The organism is Serratia sp. CY52157, from assembly GCF_052168495.1.
Lineage (GTDB): Bacteria > Pseudomonadota > Gammaproteobacteria > Enterobacterales > Enterobacteriaceae > Serratia > Serratia ureilytica.
On record NZ_JBJNMO010000007.1, the window covers coordinates 136,690 to 161,990 of the forward strand.

At 55.2% G+C, this 25,301-nt stretch carries 20 protein-coding genes; 15 read left to right on the forward strand and 5 right to left on the reverse strand.

The annotated features are described in order from the left end of the window. The first annotated feature begins 104 nt into the window (after window positions 1-104). Both ACJ8IP_RS20640 and ACJ8IP_RS20645 read left to right on the forward strand, forming a co-directional pair. Window positions 105-1,415, forward strand: a complete 1,311-nt coding sequence (locus tag ACJ8IP_RS20640) for an MFS transporter (protein ID WP_198793319.1) — start codon at window positions 105-107, stop codon at window positions 1,413-1,415. Window positions 1,416-1,426: 11 nt separating this feature from the next. Further along, window positions 1,427-3,793 carry a glycoside hydrolase family 31 protein gene (locus tag ACJ8IP_RS20645; RefSeq protein WP_033651563.1) on the forward strand — a complete coding sequence of 789 codons (2,367 nt, stop codon included), beginning with the start codon at window positions 1,427-1,429 and terminating at the stop codon, window positions 3,791-3,793. A gap of 3 nt (window positions 3,794-3,796) precedes the next feature. On the opposite strand, the gene xseA is transcribed toward ACJ8IP_RS20645, so the two are convergent. Further along, window positions 3,797-5,173, reverse strand: coding sequence for an exodeoxyribonuclease VII large subunit (gene xseA / locus ACJ8IP_RS20650; protein WP_147881066.1), 1,377 nt, complete (start codon window positions 5,171-5,173; stop codon window positions 3,797-3,799). A gap of 170 nt (window positions 5,174-5,343) precedes the next feature. Here xseA and guaB point away from each other — a divergent pair, with 170 nt between their 5' ends. From guaB to ACJ8IP_RS20670, 4 genes are all read left to right on the forward strand, one after another. Continuing rightward, window positions 5,344-6,807: an IMP dehydrogenase gene (guaB, locus tag ACJ8IP_RS20655; RefSeq protein WP_004941460.1), complete on the forward strand. Its 1,464-nt coding sequence runs from the start codon at window positions 5,344-5,346 to the stop codon at window positions 6,805-6,807. Between the two features lie 103 nt (window positions 6,808-6,910). Continuing rightward, window positions 6,911-8,488 (forward strand): glutamine-hydrolyzing GMP synthase, encoded by a 1,578-nt coding sequence (gene guaA, locus ACJ8IP_RS20660; protein WP_021504498.1) that lies wholly within the window; start codon window positions 6,911-6,913, stop codon window positions 8,486-8,488. 1,101 nt (window positions 8,489-9,589) lie between these two features. After that, the gene (locus ACJ8IP_RS20665; protein ID WP_033644341.1) at window positions 9,590-10,393 is read left to right on the forward strand and encodes a helix-turn-helix domain-containing protein; all 804 of its coding nucleotides are present in this window, start codon (window positions 9,590-9,592) and stop codon (window positions 10,391-10,393) included. 128 nt (window positions 10,394-10,521) lie between these two features. Beyond that, on the forward strand, window positions 10,522-12,147 hold the full coding sequence (locus ACJ8IP_RS20670; RefSeq protein WP_038872486.1) for a cholesterol oxidase substrate-binding domain-containing protein: 1,626 nt from the start codon (window positions 10,522-10,524) through the stop codon (window positions 12,145-12,147). A gap of 77 nt (window positions 12,148-12,224) precedes the next feature. On the opposite strand, the gene ACJ8IP_RS20675 is transcribed toward ACJ8IP_RS20670, so the two are convergent. Then, on the reverse strand, window positions 12,225-12,542 hold the full coding sequence (locus ACJ8IP_RS20675) for a hypothetical protein (RefSeq protein WP_079007635.1): 318 nt from the start codon (window positions 12,540-12,542) through the stop codon (window positions 12,225-12,227). Window positions 12,543-12,844: 302 nt separating this feature from the next. On the opposite strand from ACJ8IP_RS20675, the gene ACJ8IP_RS20680 reads away from it, so the two are divergent. The 3 genes from ACJ8IP_RS20680 to ACJ8IP_RS20690 all read left to right on the forward strand — a co-directional run bounded on the left by ACJ8IP_RS20680 (window position 12,845) and on the right by ACJ8IP_RS20690 (window position 16,600). Then, a complete protein-coding gene (locus ACJ8IP_RS20680; protein WP_046688529.1) occupies window positions 12,845-14,140 on the forward strand; it encodes an HlyD family secretion protein in 1,296 nt (431 codons plus the stop codon). Next, on the forward strand, window positions 14,133-16,247 hold the full coding sequence (locus ACJ8IP_RS20685; protein WP_033644081.1) for a peptidase domain-containing ABC transporter: 2,115 nt from the start codon (window positions 14,133-14,135) through the stop codon (window positions 16,245-16,247). The genes ACJ8IP_RS20680 and ACJ8IP_RS20685 overlap by 8 nt, the downstream gene beginning before the upstream one ends. A gap of 158 nt (window positions 16,248-16,405) precedes the next feature. Next, window positions 16,406-16,600, forward strand: coding sequence for a hypothetical protein (locus ACJ8IP_RS20690; protein ID WP_164106895.1), 195 nt, complete (start codon window positions 16,406-16,408; stop codon window positions 16,598-16,600). Between the two features lie 97 nt (window positions 16,601-16,697). Here ACJ8IP_RS20690 and ACJ8IP_RS20695 read toward each other — a convergent pair whose 3' ends face one another. Next, entirely contained in the window at window positions 16,698-16,940 is a 243-nt protein-coding gene (locus ACJ8IP_RS20695; RefSeq protein WP_147881067.1) for a hypothetical protein, read from the reverse strand. Between the two features lie 134 nt (window positions 16,941-17,074). Here ACJ8IP_RS20695 and ACJ8IP_RS20700 point away from each other — a divergent pair, with 134 nt between their 5' ends. Both ACJ8IP_RS20700 and ACJ8IP_RS20705 read left to right on the forward strand, forming a co-directional pair. Continuing rightward, window positions 17,075-17,302 (forward strand): type II toxin-antitoxin system Phd/YefM family antitoxin, encoded by a 228-nt coding sequence (locus ACJ8IP_RS20700; RefSeq protein WP_033651562.1) that lies wholly within the window; start codon window positions 17,075-17,077, stop codon window positions 17,300-17,302. 31 nt (window positions 17,303-17,333) lie between these two features. Next, on the forward strand, window positions 17,334-17,666 hold the full coding sequence (locus tag ACJ8IP_RS20705; protein WP_033651561.1) for a type II toxin-antitoxin system RelE/ParE family toxin: 333 nt from the start codon (window positions 17,334-17,336) through the stop codon (window positions 17,664-17,666). 16 nt (window positions 17,667-17,682) lie between these two features. Here ACJ8IP_RS20705 and ACJ8IP_RS20710 read toward each other — a convergent pair whose 3' ends face one another. Together ACJ8IP_RS20710 and ACJ8IP_RS20715 are read right to left on the reverse strand one after the other, a co-directional pair. After that, the gene (locus ACJ8IP_RS20710; RefSeq protein ID WP_164106896.1) at window positions 17,683-19,464 is read right to left on the reverse strand and encodes a hybrid sensor histidine kinase/response regulator; all 1,782 of its coding nucleotides are present in this window, start codon (window positions 19,462-19,464) and stop codon (window positions 17,683-17,685) included. Then, a complete protein-coding gene (locus ACJ8IP_RS20715; RefSeq protein WP_442524505.1) occupies window positions 19,461-20,093 on the reverse strand; it encodes a LuxR C-terminal-related transcriptional regulator in 633 nt (210 codons plus the stop codon). The genes ACJ8IP_RS20710 and ACJ8IP_RS20715 overlap by 4 nt, the downstream gene beginning before the upstream one ends. Window positions 20,094-20,268: 175 nt before the next feature. Between ACJ8IP_RS20715 and ACJ8IP_RS20720 the strand changes: the two genes are divergently transcribed. From ACJ8IP_RS20720 to ACJ8IP_RS20735, 4 genes are all read left to right on the forward strand, one after another. Continuing rightward, entirely contained in the window at window positions 20,269-20,583 is a 315-nt protein-coding gene (locus ACJ8IP_RS20720) for a hypothetical protein (RefSeq protein ID WP_025303891.1), read from the forward strand. A 195-nt stretch (window positions 20,584-20,778) separates the two neighbouring features. After that, window positions 20,779-23,826 (forward strand): autotransporter outer membrane beta-barrel domain-containing protein, encoded by a 3,048-nt coding sequence (locus ACJ8IP_RS20725; RefSeq protein ID WP_108681758.1) that lies wholly within the window; start codon window positions 20,779-20,781, stop codon window positions 23,824-23,826. A 181-nt stretch (window positions 23,827-24,007) separates the two neighbouring features. After that, window positions 24,008-24,811 (forward strand): YPO3983 family protein, encoded by an 804-nt coding sequence (locus tag ACJ8IP_RS20730; RefSeq protein ID WP_164106899.1) that lies wholly within the window; start codon window positions 24,008-24,010, stop codon window positions 24,809-24,811. After that, entirely contained in the window at window positions 24,804-25,256 is a 453-nt protein-coding gene (locus tag ACJ8IP_RS20735) for a DUF943 family protein (RefSeq protein WP_033644077.1), read from the forward strand. Before ACJ8IP_RS20730 ends, ACJ8IP_RS20735 begins: the two co-directional genes overlap by 8 nt. The last annotated feature ends 45 nt before the right edge of the window (window positions 25,257-25,301 follow it).

Sequence of the window (25,301 nt, forward strand, 5' to 3'; positions counted from 1 at the left end):
CTGTTAGGCGGGCATTGGCCTGTGTTCACCGTCCCCTTTTGATAGCGCAATGTACCCTACCAATGCGCGCGTCGTTGTCACGGGCGGCCGCGGGGAGAGAACCGATGAGTGTGGAGATCAATCAGACGGTCGCGCAGAGCGGCCGGCGCAAGTTCAAATCGCTACGCTGGTGGATGCTGGCGCTGTTCTTGTTGGGCGTCACGGTCAACTACATTACCCGCAACTCGCTGGGCATTCTGGCGCCGGAACTGAAAACCAGCCTGAACATGAGCACCGAGCAATATGCCTGGGTGGTGGCGTCGTTCCAGTTGGCCTATACGGTATTTCAGCCGATCTGCGGCTGGCTGATCGACGTCATCGGCCTGAAGATGGGTTTTCTGATCTGCGCGGGCATTTGGGCGGTGGTGTGTATGCTGCACGCCGGTGCCGGCAGCTGGTTGCAACTGGCCATTTTGCGCTTCTTCATGGGGGGCGCGGAGGCGGCGGCCACTCCGGCCAACGCCAAGGCGATCTCCGACTGGTTCCCGAAGAAGGAGCGTCCGATCGCCGCCGGTTGGGCGGGCGTCGGTTTCTCCATCGGCGCCATGCTGGCGCCGCCGATCATCGTCATCGCCCACGTCTCCTTCGGCTGGCAGGGCGCGTTCCTGTTCTCGGGCGGGCTGGCGCTGATCTGGGTAGTGCTGTGGTGGCTGTTCTACCACTCGCCCCAGCAGCACCCGAACCTCAGCCAACAAGAGCTGGATCTGATCCGTGAAGACAACGAGCCGGTGCTGCCGAAGCTGCCGTTCTTCACTTCGCTGGCCAGCCTGTGCAAGAACAAGAAATTCTATGGCATCGCCATCCCGGCCTTTCTCGCCGAGCCGGCCTGGGCGGTCTTCAGTTTCTGGGTGCCGCTGTACCTGGCCACCGAACGCGGCATGGATCTGAAGCAGATCGCGATGTTCGCCTGGCTGCCGTTCCTGGCGGCGGATATCGGCAGCGTCGCCAGCGGCTATCTCACCACGCTATACCGCAAATGGTTCGGCTGCAGCCGCGTCAACTCGGTGGTCGCCAGCTCGGTGACCGGCGCTTTTATGATGGTGTCGCTGGCGTTCGTGGCGATCACCCAAGATCCCTATGTGGCGATCGCGTTGATCTCGATCGGCGGATTCGGCCATCAGGTGATCTCCTGCATGCTCAGCGCCCTGGTGGTGGAATCGTTCGATAAGAACCAAATGGCGACGGTCAACGGCATGCGCGGCTCCAGCGCCTGGATCGCCAGCTTCCTGTTCACGCTCCTGATCGGCGCGGTATCCGACACCCTCGGTTTCAACCCGCTGTTTATCGCGATGGGCTTCTTCGATTTGATCGGCGCCCTGTTCTTGATCACCCTGATCGCCGAGCGCGGCGGTAAGAAAACCCCTTCACACAGCTAAGTGGAATATGTATGAAAACGTTGAAAAATTGGACGCTGGCGGCGCAGCATGCCGACTACGTCGAGCTGCTGGTCGATGAACGCCACCGTTTCTGCCTGTACGTGCTGGAAGACGGTCTGTTCCGCGTGTTGATCAAACGTGAGGGCGAGCTGGCGCTGGATCGCACCTGGAGCATTGCGCCGCAGGAGGATGTGCCCTGGGAGGGGCGAGATCGGCTCAGCGTCGCCGGTTTCAGCCTGCCGGGCTATCAGCTGCGCCGGGAGGGCGATCGGCTGGTGGTCAGCACGCCGCTGCTGCGCGTGACGGTGCATCAGCCGCTGTGGCTGGCGTGGGAGTATTGCAATGCCGCCGGCGAGTGGCGGCCGCTGGCGGCGGATCGGCCGACCAGCGCCTACCTGCTCAACGCGCACGGCGACGGCGTGGCGCATTACCAGCGGCGTTTCGCCGATGAGCGCTATTACGGCCTGGGGGAGAAGGCCGGCGATCTGGAACGCACCGGCCGCCGCTTCGAGATGCGCAACCTGGACGCGATGGGCTACAACGCCGCCAGCACCGATCCGCTGTACAAGCACATTCCGTTTACCATCACCCGCGGGCCGGAGGCGAGCTTCGGCCTGTTCTACGACAACCTGAGCAGCTGCTGGCTGGATCTGGGCAACGAGATCGACAACTACCATACGGCCTACCGCCGCTATCAGGCCGAAGCGGGCGATCTGGATTACTACCTGTTCCTCGGGCCGAAGGTTTTGGATGTCACCAAGGCGTTCGTGCGCCTGACCGGCCGCACCCACTTCGGGCCGAAGTGGAGCCTGGGCTACAGCGGTTCGACCATGCACTACACCGACGCGCCGGACGCCCAGCAGCAGCTGCAACAGTTCATTGCGCTGTGCCGTCAACATGCCATCCCTTGCGACTCTTTCCAGCTGTCGTCGGGCTACACCTCGATCAACAACAAACGCTACGTGTTTAACTGGAACTATGACAAGGTGCCGCAGCCCAGGCTGCTCAGCCAGGCGTTTCACGACGCCGGCCTCAAGCTGGCGGCCAACATCAAGCCGTGCCTGCTGCAGGATCATCCGCAGTATCAAGAGGTGGCGGCGCAGGGGCTGTTTATCCGCGATTCGCAAAGCGACGCGCCGGAACGCTCCAGCTTCTGGGACGACGAAGGATCGCACCTCGACTTCACCAATCCGGCGACGGTGCGTTGGTGGCAGCAGGGCGTCACACAGCAGCTGCTGGAGATGGGCATCGATTCGACCTGGAACGACAACAACGAGTACGAAGTGTGGGACGGCGAAGCGCGCTGCCACGGCTTTGGACGGCCGATCGCCATCAAACATCTCCGCCCGGTGATGCCGCTGCTGATGATGCGCGCCTCGATGGAGGCCCAGTTGCGCTTTGCGCCGCAGCGGCGGCCGTACCTGATCTCGCGCTCCGGCTGCGCCGGCATGCAGCGCTACGTGCAGACCTGGAGCGGCGATAATCGCACCAGCTGGCAGACGCTGCGCTACAACATTCGCATGGGGTTGGGCATGAGCCTGTCCGGGTTGTATAACCTCGGCCACGACGTCGGTGGCTTCTCCGGTGACAAACCGGACGCGGAGCTGCTGGTGCGCTGGGTACAAAACGGCGTGATGCACCCGCGTTTCACCATCCACTCCTGGAATGACGACGCCACGGTCAACGAACCCTGGATGTACCCGGCCGCCACCCCGGCGGTGCGCGAGGCGATCAACCTGCGTTACCGGCTGCTGCCGTATTTCTACACGCTGCTGTGGCAGGCCTGCGCCGACGACGAGCCGATGCTGCGCCCGACTTTTCTCGATCACGAACAGGATGCGCGCACCTTTGGCGAAAACGACGATTTTCTGATTGGCCGCGATCTGCTGGTGGCCAGCGTGGTGGAGCCGGGGCAACGTCGCCGTTCGGTGTATCTGCCGGATAATGGCGAAGGCTGGTACTGCTTCTACAGCGGCCAGTGGTTCGGCGGCGGCCAGACGGTGACGCTGGCGGCGCCGTTGGAGCGTCTGCCGCTGCTGGTGCGCGCCGGGGCGGCGCTGCCGCTGTCGCAGCGGTTGGCGCATGTGGACGTGGCCGCCGACGATCGGCGCGAGCTGCGCCTGTTTCCGCTCAAGGGCGGCGGGGCGAGCGGCGGGCTGCTGTTTGAGGACGACGGCGAAAGCGACGGCTGGCGGCAGGGCGATGCGCTGTGGCTGCGCTGGGAAATGCGCTGCGACCATCAGCGCATCATGGTGGATATCACGACGGAAGGGCATTTCCGCCCGGCCTGGCGCACGCTGATGCTCAGCCTGCCGGAAGGCGAAACGCGCGCGCTGTGGGTGAACGGTGAACCCGGCGAGCGTTTTACGCTGGAGTAGGGCTTACTCGGCCGCGCGCTTCTTGCGCGGCTTTTTGGCGACGGTGATGGTTTTCACCTCGCTTTCCACCCAGCCATCCTGCAGGCGGGTTTTCAGCAGTTCGCCGACCTGCGCCTGCTTGGTGGTTTTCAGCAGCTCGCCGCGCGGAGTTTGCGTCACGCTGTAGCCGCGCGCCAGCGTCGCCAGCGGGCTGACGGTCTCCAGCTGGCTGCACGCCACGCCGAAACGCTGGCGGTAGGCGTTGAGCTGGCGCTCCATCGCCTGCTGCAGACGGTATTCCTGCTGCTGCACGCGCTGTTGGTAGCGGTGAATGCGGCCCTGCGGCTGCACCTGCGCCAGCCGCTGCTGGATACGTTCGCTGCGGCGGGCGGCCAGGCGCAACTGCTGCTGCATGCCGTCTTCCATTCGGCGCTGCAGCTTGAACAGCAGCGTCTGCTGGCGCGCCAGGCGCAGATGCGGATGCTGCTGCTGTAAACGGTGATGAATGCGGGTGAACTGCTGCTGACGCTGCGCCAGGTAGTAATCCATCGCCATCTCCAGCCGCTGCTGCTGCGACTGCAGCTGGCGCAACAGCTCGAGCTGATTGCGGCTCACCAGTTCGGCGGCGGCGGAAGGGGTCGGCGCCCGCAGGTCGGCGACGAAGTCGGCGATGGTGACGTCGGTTTCATGGCCGACGGCGCTGACGATCGGAATGCGGCTGGCGAAGATCGCCCGCGCCACGCGTTCGTCGTTGAAGCTCCACAGATCCTCCAGCGAACCGCCGCCGCGGCCGACGATCAGCACGTCGCATTCATCGCGGCGGTTGGCGGTCTCAATGGCGCGCACGATCTGCATCGGCGCTTCCGCGCCCTGCACCGAGGTGGGGTAGATGACGATCGGCAGCGACGGATCGCGCCGCTGCAATACCTGCAGGATATCGTGCAGCGCCGCGCCGCTGGCGGAGGTGATCACCCCGACGCGTTTGGCCGGGGCGGGCAGCGGCTGCTTGAACTGCTGATCGAACAGCCCTTCGGCGCTCAGGCGCTGTTTTAACTGCTCGAACTGTTGCTGCAGCAGGCCGTCGCCGGCGGGCTGCATGCTCTCGGCGATCAGCTGGTAGTCGCCGCGCGGTTCATACAGCGTGATGCTGGCGCGCACCAAGACCTGCTGGCCGTTTTGCGGCCGGAAGGTGACGCGGCGGTTGCTGTTGCGGAACATCGCGCAGCGCACCTGGGCGCGGTCGTCTTTCAGGGTGAAATACCAGTGGCCGGAGGCGGGCTGGGAGAGGTTGGAGATCTCGGCGGAGAGCCAAATCTGCCCCATTTCCATTTCCAGCAGTTGGCGAACCGTCTGATTCAGGCGGCTTACGGTAAAAATGGAAGGCGAAACAGGTAGCGACATGTGACCCAGATCAAATTTCAAAACAATCACTTAATTGGTCGATACTACATGGCTGAAAAAGGTAATCAAGACTTTTTGTAAGAAAGTGCTGGAGGCAACCGATTCCGCTCTGTATAATGCCGCGGCAATATTTTATCTTTTTCACAGCCCACCCTGGTGAGATATTGCCCATGCTACGTATCGCTAAAGAAGCTCTGACGTTTGACGACGTCCTCCTGGTTCCAGCCCACTCCACGGTTCTGCCTAACACCGCAGAGCTCGGCACTCAACTGACCAAAACCATCCGCCTGAACATCCCTATGCTGTCCGCAGCCATGGATACCGTTACCGAATCCGGCCTGGCCATCGCGCTGGCGCAGGAAGGCGGCCTGGGCTTCATCCACAAAAACATGTCCATCGAGCGCCAGGCTGAAGAAGTCAGCCGCGTGAAAAAACATGAAAGCGGCGTAGTCACCGACCCGCAGACCGTTACCCCGGCCACCACGCTGCAGGAAGTGAAAGAGCTGACCGCGCGCAACGGCTTCGCCGGTTATCCGGTCGTCACCGAAGACAACGAGCTGGTCGGCATCATTACCGGCCGCGACGTGCGCTTCGTGACCGATCTGACTCAGCCGGTGACTGCGGTGATGACGCCGAAAGATCGCCTGGTCACCGTGAAAGAAGGTGAAGCGCGCGACGTGGTGCTGCAGAAGATGCACGAAAAGCGCGTAGAAAAAGCGCTGGTGGTGGACGACAGCTTCCACCTGCTGGGCATGATCACCGTTAAAGACTTCCAGAAAGCGGAACGTAAGCCGAACGCCTGTAAAGACGAGCACGGCCGTCTGCGCGTGGGCGCGGCGGTCGGCGCCGGCGCCGGCAACGAAGAGCGCGTTGATGCGCTGGTGGCGGCAGGCGTTGACGTCCTGCTGATCGACTCCTCGCACGGCCACTCCGAAGGCGTGTTGCAGCGCATCCGCGAAACCCGCGCCAAATACCCGGATCTGCAGATCGTCGGCGGCAACGTCGCGACCGCGGCGGGCGCCAAAGCGCTGGCTGAAGCCGGCGTGAGCGCGGTGAAAGTGGGTATCGGCCCTGGCTCCATCTGTACCACCCGCATCGTGACCGGCGTAGGCGTACCGCAGATCACCGCCATCGCCGACGCGGTGGAAGCGCTGGAAGGCACCGGTATTCCGGTTATCGCCGACGGCGGCATCCGCTTCTCCGGCGATATCGCCAAAGCGATCGCCGCGGGCGCCTCTTGCGTGATGGTCGGCTCCATGCTGGCGGGCACCGAAGAATCTCCGGGCGAAATCGAGCTGTATCAGGGCCGCTCGTTCAAATCTTACCGCGGCATGGGCTCGCTGGGCGCGATGTCCAAAGGCTCTTCCGACCGTTACTTCCAGACCGATAACGCCGCCGACAAACTGGTGCCGGAAGGTATCGAAGGCCGCGTGGCCTATAAAGGCATGCTGAAAGCCATCGTGCACCAGCAGATGGGCGGCCTGCGCTCCTGCATGGGCCTGACCGGCTGCGCCACCATCGACGATCTGCGCACCAAGGCGGAGTTCGTGCGCATCAGCGGCGCCGGCATTCAGGAAAGCCACGTGCACGACGTGACCATCACCAAAGAGTCGCCGAACTACCGCATGGGCTGATGCCTTAACCTCTCCTGAGTGAGAGGCCGGGGTGGGGCGCTAAGCCCCATCCCGAAAACATACATTTTCGCTCTTTTTCTCTTGTTGCTGGAATTCGCCTCACATGACACAAAATATCCATAAGCATCGCATCCTCATACTGGACTTCGGTTCGCAATACACCCAACTGGTCGCCCGCCGCGTGCGCGAAATCGGCGTTTACTGCGAACTGTGGGCCTGGGACGTTAGCGAAGAGCAGATCCGCGAATTCAACCCAAGCGGCATCATCCTGTCCGGCGGCCCGGAAAGCACCACCGAAGCCGGCAGCCCGCGCGCCCCTGACTACGTGTTCAACGCCGGCGTGCCGGTGCTGGGCGTGTGCTACGGCATGCAGACCATGGCGATGCAGCTGGGTGGCCATGTGCAGGGCTCCAACGAACGCGAGTTCGGCTACGCGCAGGTGGAAATCGTCAACGAGAGCGCGCTGCTGCGCGACATCGAAGACGCCATCAGCCCGGCCGGCAAACCGCTGCTGGACGTGTGGATGAGCCACGGCGACAAAGTGACCGCGATCCCGTCCGACTTCGTGACCGTCGCCAGCACCGATACCTGCCCGTTCGCCATTATGGCCAACGAAGAAAAACGCTTCTACGGCGTGCAGTTCCACCCGGAAGTGACCCACACCCGTCAGGGCCAGCGCATGCTGGAGCGCTTCGTACTGGACATCTGCCAGTGTGAGGCCCTGTGGACGCCGGCCACCATCATCGAAGATGCGGTTGAGCGCATCCGCGAGCAGGTGGGTGAAGACCACGTGATCCTCGGTCTGTCCGGCGGCGTTGACTCCTCCGTGACCGCGATGCTGCTGCACCGCGCCATCGGCAAGCGTCTGACCTGCGTGTTCGTCGATAACGGTCTGCTGCGCCTGAACGAAGCCAAGCAGGTGATGGAAATGTTCGGCGACCACTTCGGCCTGAACATCGTGCACGTCGAGGCGGAAAACCGCTTCCTGACCGCGCTGGCGGGCGTCGACGAGCCGGAAGCCAAGCGTAAAATCATCGGCCGCGTGTTCGTTGAAGTGTTCGACGAAGAAGCCTGCAAGCAAGAGCAGGTGAAATGGCTGGCGCAGGGCACCATCTACCCGGACGTAATTGAATCCGCCGCTTCCGCCACCGGCAAAGCGCACGTGATCAAGTCGCACCACAACGTGGGCGGCCTGCCGAAAGAGATGAAGCTGGGCCTGGTCGAGCCGCTGAAAGAGCTGTTCAAAGACGAAGTGCGCAAAATTGGCCTGGAACTGGGCCTGCCGTACGACATGCTGTACCGTCACCCGTTCCCGGGCCCGGGGCTGGGCGTGCGCGTGCTGGGCGAAGTGAAGAAAGAGTACTGCGATCTGCTGCGCCGCGCCGACGCCATCTTCATCGAAGAGCTGCACAAAGCCGATCTGTACAACAAAGTCAGCCAGGCGTTCACCGTGTTCCTGCCGGTGCGCTCGGTCGGCGTGATGGGCGACGGCCGCAAATACGACTGGGTGGTCTCCCTGCGTGCGGTGGAAACCATCGACTTCATGACCGCGCACTGGGCGCATCTGCCGTATGACTTCCTCGGCCGCGTGTCCAACCGCATCATCAACGAAGTGGACGGCATCTCCCGCGTGGTGTACGACATCAGCGGCAAGCCGCCGGCGACGATCGAGTGGGAGTAATCCCGCGTCCGGCGTAGGCTGGCGTCAGTGAACCGCACATGAGAACCAAACCCGCTTAACGGCGGGTTTTTTTATGCCTGATGTTTGGCGCCCTGTGCCGTAGACGGCCTCCGATCCGCAAGAGGGCTGGGTTGAGAGAGGCGCGAATGGAGAGGACAGCCCGCACGGAGCCGCCTGCGCTTTGCTTACGGCTCATTTTCTGAGGCGCGGCGTTTTCCATCTCGGCTTTGCGCCTATCCGCAGAACGGTATTCTGCAACCACGCGCACTTCGCCGGTGCGATGATGTCGTCGGATAACGGGGCTTTATTCACCGTATCCGCCGGGCCGCGGCATTAAAATGAATTGCCGTATTGAGGCGCGTCGACTCATCGGCATCGGGCGATGGCGTAGCTAATTAATCCTCTGCGAAAATTAAAGGACTCCGTGCGCCATTTTATGGGATTTTTCTGAAAGACTTGGTCTGACGAATAAATATATCAGAAGGATGCGATGAATTAGTCTATTTCTTATTTTATAAATCTTTCTTTCTGTTTTTATTGGGGAAATCAGCGGTTTCATTGTTTTTAATAACCCTTCTCAAGGACGAGACCTACGTTTTATCGGCATTCATTGCTTGGAATTGAAATTCTAATTATATGATTTTTCTTATCTTTTAATTATTGTCGTAACATAAAGTGCGAACTATGTAATTATCTGGCATTTGATATTTTCTAAGCTATCTACATAGGCTACTCTAAATGTAAGGGTATTAAAATGCACCGCCGAGAGGGAGGCAAACGATTTATCAACGGATGCCAGGATATGCTTTCTTTTGACTGCTTAGTTGCACAACGTCAGGATGGATATTGGTCAAGATGAAAGAGACAGGAAAAGCCTTCACCAGGGAAAAGCTTTATAAGAATTATACCAATAACGTCACAAGGAGGATGTCTACCCAAAAAGAAGTATCTCTCTGTCAATCAATTATAAAAGGTTCATCGTTTTTCACATTCTAATCCTAATTGCATGATTGCGGCAGCGCTTTGTTTTTCATTTTAATGGATAAAAGCCCAATGAGCAGGTTGTCTGAGGGTGGGTTTTGTTAGGGCATGGATGTCATTATGAGTTACCAGCATAGTATTGTGGTCGAGCTAGTTAATTTGATCGAGATGAATATACAGCATGATCTCTCGATAGAAAAGTTATCGGATTTGTCTGGTTATTCGAAATGGCACTTGCAAAGAATGTTTCAGCGTTATACGGGAATGAAAATAGCGACGTATATCAGAAATAGGCGTCTGAGCAAGTCTGCCGTCATGCTCAAACAGTCTGATTTAAAAGTATTGGAAGTGGCTACTGCTATCGGCTTTAGCTCCCAGCAGGCTTTTAGCCGCGCCTTTCAACGCTTTTTCGGTGAAAGCCCAAAGGACTTTAGAACGAGCCAGGAATGGGACTTTTCCAAACATCTCCCTCCCTTTTTAATACAAAATCCGTCAGCATATCATTTTATCGAAATGCCCAAGAACATATACCTGCTTAAGGGATATAAGTTTTTTCTCTATCATTCGATGAATGCTTCCAGCTCTGGAGGAGAGGAACGACAGAAATACGGCAGCCGCACAGGGAAAAATACCGATACGTCAATGCGCACGGTAAAGTTGGCCTCATCCGGTTGGGAAGTAACGCTCAGCAAAGGGTACTACGAGACACGCAATCTGACGTTGATAAGAGGGCAGTATTTGTTGTTCGAGTTTAACGGCAGGTTGAACGAATACCTGGTTTTTTTTGACAGCATCTATGACGCCTATCTTCCTTTACTTGGCGTGCGAATAAGAAACGGCTTTTTAATTGAGTTGCATAAAGAAAAGAATTTTCAATACGCGGAAATTAACGTCAAAGTGTTGATTTATATTGGCAAGTCTTGACGCTATTCGGGCAGTAAAACAGAGGGATTATCCCAAGGAAAAGGAGGTGCTTATCAGGGTGATCAATTAGCGCTCGGGCTGTTGCCGTTTTTATCTCTATCTATTTTAATTTTAAAAGGAAGTCAGTTATGACTAGTTCTAGTTTGAACACGTTCCCTGTGGGCTATGAGTATGTCAATTTTGTTAATTGGTCAAAAGAAATCTCCGGCAATCATATTCTGACCTGCTATCCACAAAATACGGATGAGCTCTTGGCCGTAATTAACTGGGCGCATGAGAATAAATATTGCGTGCGTCCGGTTGGCATCAAGCACAACTGGTCCCCGCTCGTTATTGCAAACGGGGAGGATAACAGCAATGTCGTGCTGATCGACCTCACCAGGAAATTCAAAAACATCTCAATCAATAAAGTGGGAGAGCATGGATACGTCACCGCGCAAACGGGGGTGACAATGCAGGCTTTGCTCACTGAATTAGAAAAAAAGAAACTCGGCTTTTACGCGACGCCGGCGCCTGGCGATCTGACCCTGGGCGGCGTGCTCGCCATCGGCGGCCATGGAACCTGCATTCCGGCAAAAGATGAGCCTCTGGCTGAGTTTGCCAGCTTTGGTTCCGTGAGCAATAGCGTGGTGTCGCTAAAAGCTGTCGTCTGGGATCAGGCGCGGTCGAAGTATGAATTAAAGGAGTTTACGCGTGATAATGCGGAGAGCTCGGCATTCCTGGTGCATGTCGGCCGGGCTTTTATCAGCGAAGTGACGCTGCAGGTGCCGCGCAACCGGCGTTTACGCTGTCAAAGTTATGTTAATGTCACCGCGGCGGATCTTTTTTCCACTGCAAGCACGACAAAAAATACCTTCAGCCATTTCTTGGATCTGTGCGGGCGCGTTGAAGTCATTTGGTTCCCGTTCACGGAAAAACCATGGCTGAAAGTGTGGAAGCAAGAAGACAGCTTCCCAAAAGTGTCAAAACCGGTTAATGGTCCATTTAACTATCCGTTCTCGGATAATTTGCCGGTTAAAATTTCCGATATCATTAAAAAAATCAATAATGGTCATCCGGAGCTGACCCCGACACTCGGCAAGGCGCAGATGGAGTTGGTCAGCATTGGTTTAGGGGCCACCGTGTCGGCGGATCTGTGGGGGTGGAGCAAGGATCTGCTGTTGTATGTGAAGCCGACAACGCTGCGCGTGACGGCCAATGGTTACGCGATAATCACGAAGCGGAGCAATATTCAAAACGTATTGCACGATTTCACGAAAAAATATGAAGAAATGGTGGCCGATTACCAGAGCAAGAATTCATTTCCGATGAATGGCCCGATTGAAATTCGCGTCACCGGATTGGACAATGCAAAAGAGAGCGCGGTGGCCAATGCCATTGCTCCCGATCTTTCGGCCATTCGCCCCGTTGAATCCCATCCGGAATGGGATGTCGCGATCTGGTTGGATATTCTGACCATGCCCGATACGCCGGATGCCAATAAATTCTACAGTGAAATGGAAAAATGGATTTTTAGCCACTATGCGGGCGACTATGCGACGGTTCGCGTAGAGTGGAGTAAAGGCTGGGGTTATACGTCACAGGCCGCGTGGCAGGATAAAACCGTACTCGAAGAAAACATTCCGCGCAGCTTTAATGCAGGGGCAGGGAACAATGACAGTTGGAATCATGCCTGCAACGTGCTGAATAAGTACGATCCGCACAACGTGTTCTCCTCTCCATTGACCAAAGCGGTTTTCAAACAGAAGAGTTAGTGAGTGCGTAATTGAAATAACCACCTGATTGGGCAGGTGGTTAGCATCATTAACCTTTCAGAGGGAGCCGCTTGTTTTCAAGCACCCCATTCTTTCTCGTAATGATATTCGATACGGCTTGCATCCCCGCCCAGCAGGGAGCCTACGGCTGCAACGCTTTTAAATGCCGCATAGCCAAGCGAGTCCGCGACATTATGAACGGCGCCCAAGCCAAAACCGATCGCGTTGAACCCTTGGCCTACGGAAGAGATCAATCGGGTATTAAGCGCATCATTGGCCAATTTTACGGTATCAATGATAACATCGCCGGCAAATCCTGATACAAAGCTTGCCGTATCGGAAATAATCCCCGCACCAGAAACGATTTCGATCTCTGCAGTATTTAGCTCTTTCATAGTAAATCCTTTCAACTTTATCCCTATGCCTCAGGAACGAAACGTAAAGCGTTTCGCCGCTTAATTCTCGCAGCCTCTGTGAATGACGGCTTGATGAGAATACGCTTAGATTAAAGAGGTCGGCGTTGAAATATGCAACTCATAACGCCGTTGCTAATATTAGGGTCGCACTTTTTGTGACGTTTCAGCAGTTTTGTGTTTTTTTAAGATTATTATTACTTGTGGGTTTTGCCAACAAAGACTAAATCTAAATAAGCGCCGTGTTGGGCCAGGGAAAAGATAAAAATGAACGGTGTCGTTATATATGGAGAGGTCAGAATTTGTTTAGGGAAGAGGCCTTATCGCACAGTCGTTCTAAATGGGCAGGAAAAGCATTGTTAATTGCAGGGTTGCCGGCCTGGGTCATCGCGGGCATTTCACTTTCATTCGTTTCTGTGCTGATCATTTTCGTGACCTATGGCGGTTATACCCGGCGTATCAGCGTGGGCGGAGAGGTCACGACGCTGCCAAGATCGGTCAACATATTTGCTACTCAGCAGGGATTCATTGCACAACGCTTTGTCAATGTGGGCGATCAGGTAAAAAAAGGGCAGCATCTTTATCAGATAGACGTCAGCAGGGTGACGGATTCCGGCACCGTCAGCGCAAGCACGCGGCAGGCGATAGAAAATCAACTAGCGCAGGTCGATAGCATCATCGCCAAATTGGAGGCGAACAAGAAAACGACCCTGGTCAATCTGCAAGCGCAGATTGACCAATATAAACTGGCGCACAGCCAGTCCAAACAGATGGTCGAAAATTCACGCAACGGCGTTAACTTCATGCGCGAAACCATGAAAAATTACGATGAGTATCGCAGTAAGGGGCTCATTAATCGGGATCAGCTGAATAACCAGGTTTACCTCTACTATCAGCAGCAGAGTACGTTCCACAGTCTCTATAACCAAAGCATTCAAGAGTCTTTGCAGATAACTAACCTGAATAGCGATCTCGCGACAAGAGCGTCCGATTTCGATAATCAAATCTCACAATATCAATTTCAGCGCAATGATCTCCTGCGGCAGCTGGCCGAAGCGGACGCCAGCGGCTCGTTGATTGTCAATGCGCCGGCGGACGGGCGCGTTGAATCGCTCAGCGTGACGCCTGGGCAAATGGTCAATACGGGAGACAGCCTGGCGCAATTAATCCCCAGTAATCATGCCATCTATTATTTGGTTTTATGGTTGCCCAACAGCAGCGTGCCTTACGTGAGCCGAGGCGATCACATCAACGTTCGCTATGACGCCTTCCCGTATGAAAAATTTGGTCAGTTTCCCGGCGTGATCGAAAGCATCGCTTATGTTCCCGCATCGATTCAGGAAATGTCCACTTACAGCAGTTCGCCAACTCGACAATCGGCTGAACTGGTTGAGTCGTACTACAAAGTGCTGGTGGCTATCGATAACACGCAGTTTGGCTATCAGGGAAAGAAGCTGAACCTTTCAAGCGGCATGAAGGCGCAAGCCACGCTTTTCCTGGAAAAAAGACCTATCTACCAATGGATGTTCGCGCCATTTTATGACATGAAAAACAGTGTGTCGGGGCCACTTCGTGAATAAAGTTTATGAGAATATCGTTGGCAAGCTGAACCTGTCGCTCAGAAGAAAAGTGCCGCAGGTCTTGCAAACGGAGGCCGCCGAATGCGGGCTGGCCAGTTTAGCGATGGTGTGCGGCTATTACGGCATGCACATCGATATGCTGTCGATGCGCCAGAAGTTTGATATCTCGGCCCGCGGCGCCACCCTGAGCTCGCTGATCGCGATCGCCGAGAATCTCAATTTGAAAACGCGGGCTCTATCCTTGAGCCTGGATGAGATTCACCAGGTGAAAAGGCCCTGCATATTGCACTGGGATATGAATCACTTTGTGGTCCTGGTCAACATTCGCGGTGGACGGATAACCCTGCACGATCCGGCATTTGGCCGCCGGGTTATCGGCCTGCAGGAGTTTTCCCTTCATTTTACCGGAATCGCTTTAGAGGTATGGCCAAGCAGTGAATTCACGCCTGTGGTGCAGAAAAATCGCCTGCACTTTAGAAAACTGCTCAGCAATGTCACCGGTCTTAAAAGCGCGCTGGTAAAAATTTTCGCGCTGTCGCTGGTCATTGAGGCCGTCAACCTGCTGATGCCCGTCGGGACTCAGTTGGTGATGGACCACGTCATCCAGGCCGGCGACCATAATTTATTGGTCATTATTTGCGTCGGTTTACTGTTTTTTATCTTGTTCCGCACCTGCGTTTCGATGTTTCGCTCGTGGATCTCCATCGTGATGGGCGCGCTGATCGATATACAGTGGAAATCAGGGCTGTTTGATCATCTGATGAAGCTCCCGCTTGCCTATTTTGAAAAGCGCAAGCTGGGTGATATTCAATCGCGCTTTGGCTCGTTGGACGCCATTCGCACCACGTTTACCACCAGTATCGTTTCCAGCATCATTGATGGCATCATGTCGGTCGGCGTATTTATCATGATGTTCATGTACGGCGGCTGGCTGGTGTGGGTAGCCTCCGGCTTTACGGTCTTATATGTTCTGCTGCGCCTTTCGACCTATCGCTATTATCGGCAAGCGTCCGAGGAGCAATTGGTGAAGTCGGCGAAAGCCAGCTCACATTTTATGGAGACGCTGTACAGCATCGCGACGCTGAAGTCGTTGGGGTTGGCGGGAACGCGTTCGCAGTTCTGGTTAAATTTAAATATCGATACGGCAAACGCCAATATTCGGGTAACGAAGCTCGATATGTTCTTTGGCGGCGTGAATGCGTTTCTTGCGGCCTGCGATCAAATCGTTATCTTGTGGTTGGGCGCGTCTTTAGTGATCGACAGTCAAATGACATTAGGCATGTTTGTCGCCTTTAATGCCTATCGGGGGCAATTCTCCGATCGCGCGTCAAATCTTATCGATATGGTCATTCGGCTGCGAATGCTGAATTTGCATAATGAAAGGCTGGCGGACATCGTGCTTTCTACGACAGAGGAAGAAAAGCCCTATCGCAAGATATGCAATCCCAACGAGGCGGTGACTTTTGAAGTGCGCGATCTGCTTTATCAATATGACAGCCTTTCGCGCCCAGTGATCCCCGGGCTCAGCCTGCAGATCGCGGCGGGAGAAAGCGTGGCGATCGTCGGGCCTTCAGGCGTTGGCAAAACCACGTTGATGAAGCTGATGTGCGGGCTGTTGGAACCGACGGAAGGGCGCTTGTTTATCAACGGCATTAACATTCATGATATCGGCATTAATAATTATCGGGAGTGCATCGCATGTGTATTGCAAGAAGATAAACTGCTTGCCGGTTCAATTGCCGAGAACATATGCAGTTTTGATGCTCATCCCGATACGGAATTTATCGTTGAATGCGCCAAGCATTGCAATATTCACGACGATATTATGAAAATGCCGATGGGATATGAAACCTTGGTGGGCGAATTGGGGGGTAGCCTTTCCGGCGGGCAAAAACAGCGGGTTCTTATCGCCCGCGCGTTATATCGAAGGCCCAGTATTCTGTTTATGGACGAAGCCACCAGTCATTTGGATCTGGACAATGAAAAAAGGGTGAACGAAGCCATATCCTCGTTGAAAATGACCCGCGTTATCATTGCTCATCGGCCATCGACGATTGCATCGGCAGATCGGGTAATTACTTTGCAGCCTGTAAATGCAATGGCGTAATTGTTTGATGAAATATAAAATTTTATATTTATTTCATCTTTAATTAAGATTTTCGTTATTGAGTTAATTTATCGAGCGCCTTATACCTAAAGCGTGAACCGACGGTTCATAAAAAGCAGTATTTTAAATTGATTCTTTTTAGTGAATGGAGATGAAAAATGAGAGAATTAAATTCAACAGAAGTTCAGCAGGTGAACGGCGCAACGATTGGCCTGGGTCTGGCTATTATCGGCAAAGTGATTAACAGCTGGGGAAACGCGTGGAATAATGCCTGGGGCGATTGCACGCCAAAACCGCCGATATGTAAACCTGAGCCGCCGGTTTGCAAACCAGAACCGCCTAAATGCGATTAATCGTATTTAGATAACGCCACGTAAAATGCGGCAGGCTTAATGTTTTATTCATTGAGCCTGCCTTATTGCTGGCGGATAACCTGCGCCATCTGTGTAGTTAACTTGCCCCCCACTGCGTCAACAGCGCATGCAGCCTGGCCGGTTCCAGCGGCTTGCGCAGCACCAGATAGCCTTCCTGCTCGGCCTCTTGCAGAACTTGCGAATTGAACTCGCCGCTGACCATGGCGCCGCTCACGTCCGGCAGGCGTTCGAATAAGGTCAGGGTAACTGATGACGAAAAGGGGGCGCTGGTAGATAGGGCGGATTCGTCTCGCTTGCCTGTACCATCTTTTGTTTTCACAGAGGATTTTTCTTTATATGGCTATGCTATTTTCTGCCTCGCTTCAATCATGAGGTTTGAAGCAGATTATTGTTTTTGGTCTAAATATAGACTATATTCAGACCTTAATATGATTGGTAGCGCCTGGGGGCACGATGAAAGTAGAGACCATCAGCTACGTTAAAAAAAACGCGGCCACGCTCGATCTCTCTGAACCTATCCTGGTCACGCAAAATGGGGTTCCCGCCTACGTGATAGAATCCTATGAGCAGCAGCAGGAGCGAGAGAACGCCATTGCTCTGCTGAAATTGCTGACGCTGTCAGAGAAGGATAAAGCGGAAGGGTGCGTGTTCTCAAAGGAACAGCTGTTGGATGGGCTTTAAGCATTACAGTGCTCAACATTAAAGGATTGCAATGGAACAGCAGGTGACCTTTGAGTACACGCTTACGGTAAAGCACTGCATCGGCACAATAGCGGGTTTCCTGCGCCGTATTGATGTTGAGCCACGCCTGGTTATCGCAGACATTCTCACTCAGTTTGAGCGCATCGTTGGCCAGTTTCCACAGGGATGCCAGATTTGCCCCGAGCTGCTGAAAATCGGCTGCGCAAAGTACCGGGAGTTTAACCACCCTGAAGGTTACCGGGTTTTGTATTCTGTCGACGGAAGGGTGGTAACAGCACATGCGATTTTGTCACATCGGCAGGACATTCAGCAGCTGCTGTTTAAGCGTCTGATCATGGCCTGATCGCCCTCAATATGCGCTAGCCGGCCCCCCACTGCGTCAACAGCGCATGCAGCCTGGCCGGTTCCAGCGGCTTGCGCAGCACCAGATAGCCTTCCTGCTCGGCCTCTTGCAGAACTTGCGAATTGAACTCGCCGCTGACCATGGCGCCACTCACGTCCGGCAGGCGTTCGAACAACGCTTTGAGGATGTCGAAACCGCTCTCGCCGGAGCGCAGGCGTTGATCGCACAGCACGGCGAACGGCGTAAAGCCGTCGTCGACGATGGCGAAGGCTTCCTCGGCGGAGGCCGCGCAGCGCACGGTGATGCCCCAGGTGCTCATCAGGCTTTCCCAGGCGGAGGTCACCAAAGGATCGTCGTCCACCACCAGGCAGGATCCCCGCAGCGGCGCGTAGCGGGTGGGCGTGGCGGTGTTGTTGTACGTCGCCGCGATCTCCGGCGCTTTGTCTTCGCCGAGGTATTGCGCAAAGCGCATCCAGAAGCGCGAGCCTTTGCCCTCGACGGAGTGCATGCCGTACTTCACTTTCATCAGCTTGGCGCAGCGCGCTACCACTGCCAACCCCAGCCCGTGCCCGGCGCTGTCTATCTTCCACGCCAGCTCGGGGCGGTAGTAAGGGGAGAAGATTTTGCTTTTCTCTTCGTCGGCGATGCCTACGCCGGTATCCCACACTTCCACCAGGCACTCGGCGCCGCGCGGGCGGATGGCGATCAGTACGCCGCCCCGTTGCGTGTAGCGCAGGGCGTTTTGGATCAAATTGATCAGCGATTGCCGCACCAGCAGCGGATCGCCCATCACGCTGATGCGCCGCCTGGGCCGCCAGGTGCGCAGCGCCAGCGAGCGGCTGTTGGCCTCTTCGCGGAACAGGGTGATCACTGAGTCGAGCAGGGCGCCGATATCCACATGGGTGGCGGCGGTGCGCACGTTGCCGGATTCGATCTTGCTGAGATCAAGCAGCGAATTGAACATCAGATGCACTGAGCGCACGCTCTGCTGCAGATCCAGCAGCTGCGGCGTCAGGCTGTCGTCCCGGTTTTTGTGGATGATGGCTTCGATCAGAAAACCCATGGCGTGCACCGGTTGGCGCAGATCGTGGCTGGCGGTGGTCAGGAACTGGTTCTTGTCCAACAGCGCCTGTTCCGCCTCTTCTTTGGCCTGGCGGAACTGTTCCGCCAGGCGCGAACTTTGCTCTTCGAGCAGCGCTTGCTGAATAAAGAACGCATGTGAGGTTAACGCGTGGCGATAAATGGCGAAACCGTACAGCAAGTTCAGCATCAGCACGATGAACATCACGTCTTCCAGCCGCCAAATGATACCGAGGTTCAGCAGCCCCCAGGAGGCGAAGAAAAAACGCGTAAAGGTGCTGATGACGGGCGTCAGATGCGTTGCGTTGGCGGCGACGATCGCGGCGATGCTGATATTGAGCAGCAGGAAAAAATCAAAGTTATGGGTCTGCGGGGTAATTAAATAGAGTGAGGAGATCCCCAGCCCGTGAATAAAGGCCACCTTATTAATGCGCGGCAGCCAGCGGCGCAGCACGGTGTCTTCATCATTTGCTTTGGCCTCGCGCAGGTAGCGTCGATGCCATATTCTGATCGCCACGGCGCATAGCAGGTAAACCATGATCCAGGCAATGGTTGGGCCAAGTTCATCCCCCAGCAAATAAATCCAGATGGCAAAAGGGATACCGACGAAAGGTACGGCGGTAAAGCTGAACACCAATCGCATGAAGGTGTTGTCCAGCAGGCGGATCTGCGCGCGTGGTGAGATGCCATCATTGTGTAAATTCTGGAAAAACCTCATTGCGACGGCTCCCGTTTGCCGTGCAACAGCGTAATGGCTTCGACCCGGCTGTTGACGCCGATCTTTTTCAAAATATTGCTGATGTGTTCTTTGACGGTGGGTTCGGAAATAGACAGCTGCGCGGCGATCCTTTTATTGGGCAGGCCACGCATCATCATATTTAATACGTCAACTTGTCGCGGGGTTAAATTAAATTTTTTTAAATGCTCGTAGTTGCTTTTAACGGCGAATTCATTCCCGTCAGGAAACCATTCCTGATTATCGTTCAGCGCAAAGACCGCCTTGGCGAATAATTCAGGAGGTTCGTTTTTTAATACAAATCCATGCCCGCCGGCAGTGTGCACTTTCTGCCAGATATCGTTATTCTCGTCGCCGCTAACCACCAAGATCCGCACCTGAGGATAAAGTTGCCTTACTTCTTTGAGTAATTTCAACGCCGTACCGGAAGAGAGCCAAAAATCGATCACCAGTAAACGCGGCGGGCCGTTTTCCCTAATATGACGGTAGCAATTCTCTTCTGTGGTCACCACATGCGCCTGTTTGAATCGGCAATGCGTGCTGAGAAAATTAGCGATGCCGCTTGCTACCAATGGATGGTCATCAACGACCAACGCATAATCCTGCCCCAAAGGATTCTCCTTTCGCCTTCAAATATCAGATAGGTCTGATGAGTTATTATCAACCCTCCCTACTTTAGGAGGGTTTTTTCGTTTAGGAAAGGGAAATATATTATTCGAGGATTTGGATAAGAGAAAACATAAAGCCAATCGGTAATTTTAACTGATTGGTTATAAAGGATAATTTATGAAGAAACCACTTATCGCTTTAACCGTTACGATGATGATAGCCGGTTGTTCCACCCTGAAAACCGATCAGGCCATTCCGCTGCTGCAGGCGGAAACCGCTAAAATGCTGGGCCTGGGTTCATCGGACGAAATTACCGTGACCAATGTCAATGGCGCGCAGCCGGATGCGCTGGGCGGCCAAAAACTTTCTTATCGCGCCACCACAGAAAAAGGCCGAATTTTCGATTGTTCATCGCTGATGATGCCGGGAATTTTAGGCTCCTCGCCGTCGCTGAGCGCGCCGACCTGTACACCGGTAGTCACCCATAAATAATTCGCTTTGGAGGCGGTATTGCCGCTTCCTGGTTTTCCATCGTCGGAGCGCCAGCGCCGGGGGGCAATAAACTTTTGCTTCGACGATCAATAAACCTGCGTGCGCGGAATAACGCCTCATACCTCTTCTAGCGCATTGAGTTTTCTTATAACAATACATTCCGCGACATCACGCTAACGAGTACGGAGATAGCCCGTGAATGACACGACATCGCATTCTTTAGCGGTTAAAACACCGCTTTCCAAACTTTACCTCGCTCTATTTTCCGCGCCGCTGTTGATGCTGGCGCCCGCCGATATCGCTCGCGCAGACGATGCCATTTTTGACGGCGACTCAAAAATTACCGAATCATTGGCCTACACCGGGGACGTTTACGTCGGCCGTAACCAAAGCGGCAACCTGCTGATCGAGAATGGCAAGATCAGCGCCTATAACATCAATATCGGCCGGATGTTCAACGGCCAAATTCATGACAGCGTAGTCACGGTCCGCGGGCCGAACGCCGAGCTGAATGCGGTGAACGATCAGTTCGTGCTGCGCGGCGGCCTCAATCTGGGGCGGGGCACTTTGCGGGTTGAAGACGGTGCGCTGGCCAGCGCGAAAGAGATCGTGGTCGGCACCACCCGTGGCTATGACAGCCACCTTATCGCCACCGGCGCCGGTTCTCGCGTTACCAGCAATTTTCTCAGCGTCGGCACCGATCTGGGGGCACGTTCCACGCTGGCGATTGAAGACGGCGCGGTGCTGAACACCGCCTTTGACGCACGCATCGGCAATGGCAGCGGGCCGGGTGAGACCGATACGCTGAGTCCGAAAGCCACGGTCAAGGGGGCCAATTCCCAGTGGAACGTCGGCCGTGCGCTCACGCTCTACGGCGATCTGGACGTGCTGAACGGCGCTGCGGTCAACGTCGGTAATATTCAGGTGGCGGGCGTCTCGGGCGCGCGTAAAACCGCTGAGCTGACGATCGCCGGCAACGGCTCACGGTTTACCAGCGGCAGCAGCGTCAACGTCGGCGATTACGGCAATGGCGTGTTGGCGGTCATGGACGGCGGGACATTCTCCGCCGGCGGCAACGAAGTGGTGCTGGGCAAGACCGGTTCCGGCTCGAACCGCGGCGCGCTGATTATCGGCAGCCGCGGCAATATGGACACCGGCACCGGGTTGACCGAACCGACGCTCGGCGCGGCGGGCGCCGCTGGCGCCATCGATGCCCAGACGGCGATCGCCCTGCGAGGCGGATTGTTCCGCAGCTATGTGTACTTTAACCATACCGACGGCAATTACGTTTTCAGCAACAAGATGAGCGGCGAAGGCGAGGTGATCAACAGCGCCGGGCACACGACGCTGAACGGCGATCTCTCTGAGCTGCAGGCGAACGTCACCGCGCGCGGCGGCAAGCTCATCATCGCCAGCGACATCAATACCCAGAAAGAAGACGACATCTTCGAGATCCAAACCCTTGGCGCCGAGAACGGCGGCACGCTGATCCTTAACGCGACGGCGGGCACCGACGTCAATAACGGGCTGGGCTACAGCAGCGCCGCGTCGATCAAGGCCGGCGGCACGCTGGGCGGCAACGGCACGCTGGGCCAGACCGAGATCCAGTCCGGCGGCCATATCTCGCCCGGCGACGGCAATATCGGCACGCTGACGCTGAAACGCTACCTGAACTTTATCGGCGAATCCTTCTATGACGTCGATATCGCCGGCGACGGCCGCAGCGATCAACTGCTGGTGGCGGGCAAAACCACCATCAGCGATCGGGCCAAGGTGCAGGTTACGGCGCTGGATCCGCAAACCAGCTATAAAACCGGCCAAAGCTACCGCATTCTGACCTCGGACGGCGGCATTGACGGCCAGTTCGCGTCGGCGGTCTCCAAGTCCGCCTTCCTCGATGTGGCGTTAAAACACAGCGCCAACGCCGTGGATCTGACCATCGCGCAGAAAGACACCGGCGGTGAAAACCCGGGCGGTGAGAATCCGGGTGGGGAAAATCCAGGTGGTGAGAATCCGGGCGGAGAAAACCCTGGCGGTGAGAATCCAGGGGGCGAGAATCCGGGCGGAGAAAACCCAGGCGGGGAAAATCCGGGGGGCGAGAATCCAGGCAGCGGCAAGCCGGGCATTTTCCAAACGGTGGCCGAGAGCGGCAACCAGTGGAATACCGCCGGCGCGCTCTCCACGCTGGCGCAGCGCGGTCCTTCACTGGCGCTATACAACTCGCTGCTGCTGCTGAGCGCGCCGGAAGCGCGCGAGGCGTTCAATCAGCTGTCCGGCGAAGTCTATCCGTCGATGCAGTCTAACCTGATCGCCGGCAGCACCCAGCTGTTCAACGTGCTGAACCAGCGCATGCTGCGCCTGTTCGACAATGACAGTCTGCCGGTACCGCCGTTGGCGATGTCGCTGGTGCAACCGGCGCAGGCGCAAAACAGCGGCGTCTGGGGCCAGACCTTCAGTTCCTGGGGCAGGAACAGCGGCAACGGCAACGTGGGCAAGCTGGATGGCAACACCACCGGCTTCCTGTTGGGGGCGGATCGCAAGCTGGCGGACCATAACGTGCGCATCGGCGGTTACTTCGGTTACAGCCGCGGCGATTATGACGTCGACAGCCGCCGATCCAAGGCCGATACCGACAACTACCACCTCGGCCTGTATGCGGCCGGGCAACAGGATGCGTTCTCGCTGCGCGGCGCGCTGGGTTACACCTGGCACAAGATTGAAGGCAAGCGCAACGTCGATTTCAGCGGCTTCTCGGATCGGCTGAAGTCGGATTATGACGCGAACTCGCTGCTGGCGTTCACCGAAGCGGGTTACCGTTTCGGCCAGCCGGAGATGAACGTCGAACCGTTCATCAACCTGAGCTACATCCGCCTGCATACCGACAGCTTCCAGGAGTCGGGTGGCGCGGCGGCGCTGAGCGTGCGCAATGAAACGATGGACACCTTCTACTCCACGCTCGGGGTGCGCGGCGTGACCGAACTGCCGAAGAACGTCAGCCTTTACGGCTCGCTCGGCTGGCAACATGCCTACGGCGATAAGAACACCTCATCGCGCATGGCGTTTGCCGGCAGCGACGCGTTCGTTACTCAGGGCCAGGCCGTGGATGACAACGTGATGGTGGGCGATATCGGCGTGAGCGTGAAGCTGTCGCGCGCTGCGACGTTGGATGTTGGCTATCAGGGGCAATTCGGCGCCGATACCCGCGTCAATTCGGTCAACGCCAACCTGCGCTGGTCGTTCTGATTTTTCCTCTAGACTTCTCTGGTACTTTCAGGCCCGCTTGATGCGGGCCTTTTTTATGGTGGGCATTAAGTTTCCCGTGAGCCTGAGTAAGGGGGCGCTAAGACATTTCCCGATATGAGCAGGGCGGGATTGCCTGTATGATTAATGCTCTTATTGGTATGGGCAAGGGACTGATTTTCCAATGCGTGAATTGACAAGGCCGTTAACGATTTTCACCAGCAAGAAGCCTTTTAACGACCGTTTTGCGGATGATATGCAATATGGCGATATGGATGAACGTACACTTAAGCAACGGTATCGCTTGGGGCAAGTATCAACGTTTATCGATTGGAGTGCTTATAAATCGCCCTATGATCATCCGGCAACGCGAAATATTCCGGCAGCAGGAAAAGAAAAGGCGGTTGCCATGCTTTTTGATGAGCTGAGAGCTGCATCGAGATACTTTTCTTTTACTGGCGTTTATCAAGGCTTGATAGTTAAGCTTTTCAATCATATGCAGTGCAATAACGGAACTGACTTTCAAGATGTTCAAATGGATTTAGCCTATAAAAGGCTGATACTGAGCGATAAATCAGAAAATAGTACGCTAATTCGAATTAAAAGTGTTCTCGACACCTTTGACTTTAACTCATATCGGCTGAATAAAGAGGCATTTGCTCTTCAGTTATCACAGAGCCGTTTGCCAAAGTATGTTCGCTGGGAAGACTGCATAAATGGAATGGGAGTCAGTGTGCATGAGGTCAACAGTACAGAGATCAGTGTTGATTCTTTGGTTTTTCAAGGTAATAGATATACTGCCGTGATTAGCTATAAAGCTCAGGATCATTTTGGATTGGATAAAGAAGATATTAGCAAGTTAACGTTTAATTCTATTGGTTTTTTCAGGCTTTGGTTTGTACTTCAAAGGTATAAAGAGTTCGCGTTTAGACCATTTTTCACCAACTTTGGCGCGAAGATAATAGTGACAGGTGAAAACTATGCTTAACAAGAAAAAGGTTGCGTTCTTTTCTTTGGTTGCCGTAGCGGCTTTTTGGTTGGTTTGGGTGCTTGTCAGGCCGGCTAATGTTGTGCGGGTTGATGGTGCTGCTGTTTATGTTCAATACCTTCCGTTGACCACGGAAGGTAAAATATCTTGGTGGAATGATAATAAAGATAAACTTCAGGAAAAATATCATATTATCAAAGACGAGAGTCACTTTACCGTTGCCGTAATGAATTTTGACGGCTATGTTGCCGCTCCGACGGGTAGCAATGATGGAAGTGTTGATGACTATCATTGTTTTGCCGAGGGCGATGCCAAGAACAAATGTATCTATAAGGATATAGCGATGATTATTAATGGTGATGCTAATAAAAGGATTTTTATCAGTCTGGATGGGAAGACTTTTGCTCAAGAGCCTGACGGTAAGACCACGCTGTTAAAAAAATAGTGACTCTTACTCTTACCCCCTGATTTTTCCTCGTTTTCAATCAGA